Origin of the sequence: Actinomadura sp. KC345 (assembly GCF_004348515.1) — a bacterium.
GTDB lineage: Bacteria > Actinomycetota > Actinomycetes > Streptosporangiales > Streptosporangiaceae > Spirillospora.
Window position 1 is genome coordinate 1 of sequence record NZ_SMKH01000592.1, and the last position, 863, is coordinate 863.

Here is an 863-nt window from a genome sequence, read left to right on the forward strand (position 1 = left end):
GAGACTCGCGGACAGATGGCGAGGACCAGAAAAGGCACGTGGAGCCCCGGTAGAAGAGGTCTCGCTGAAGATCTCTCGTCTGCCAGAAGGGCTCCACGTGGTGACCTATCCTGCCATGCTCGACGTCCCGCGTGAACTGATCCGCTACGTGGCCGGGCTCCTGCGCGCCGAACGCAGGGTCAGAGGTACCAGGAAGGGCACCAGGCGCCTGACCTGCTGGTTGCAGGCAGTGTTCGTCATCGCCTGGTTCCGGGACAAGCCGAACATCACCCGCCACGGCAAGGCGTTCGGGTTGTCCCAGGCCACCGCCTACCGGTACCTGCACGAGGCCATCGATGTCCTCGCCGGGCAGGCACCCGACCTGCACCAGGCACTCCAGCGGGCGGTCGCCGACGGGCTGTCCCACCTCGTCCTGGACGGCAAGATCTTCGACAGCGACCGGTGCCGTCTCACAATCACCAGCGTGAAGGGCGAGACGATCGATGAGTGGTACTCGGGCAAGACCGGTGACTTCGGCGGCAACGTCCAAGCATTGAGCGAGCCGGACGGCCTGCCGATCTGGACCTCCGACGTCGAACCCGGCGGCATCGCCGACATCCAAGCCGCCCGCACCCACGTCCTGCCGGCCGTCTATCCCTACACCGAAATCCTGCCGATCCTGGCCGACCCCGGCTATCAAGGCGCAGGTCACGGCGTCATCGTGCCGTTCAAGAACCCCACCGACGGCAACATCCTGGCCACCGGCAACCGCACCCACAACGCCCTGCAACGCTCCCTACGCTGCCTCGGCGAACGCGGCTTCGCACTCCTCACCCAACGGTGGACCGCCCTCCAGCACACCACCCTCAGCCCCAGCAGAATCG

General features: G+C 66.3%; 1 protein-coding gene. It reads left to right on the forward strand.

Going from position 1 to position 863, the window contains the following annotated elements; all coding sequences use genetic code 11:
• Nucleotides 1-100 precede the first annotated feature (100 nt).
• A partial coding sequence (locus tag E1281_RS39795) for a transposase family protein (protein ID WP_243717823.1) occupies nt 101-863 on the forward strand: 763 nt, incomplete at its 3' end.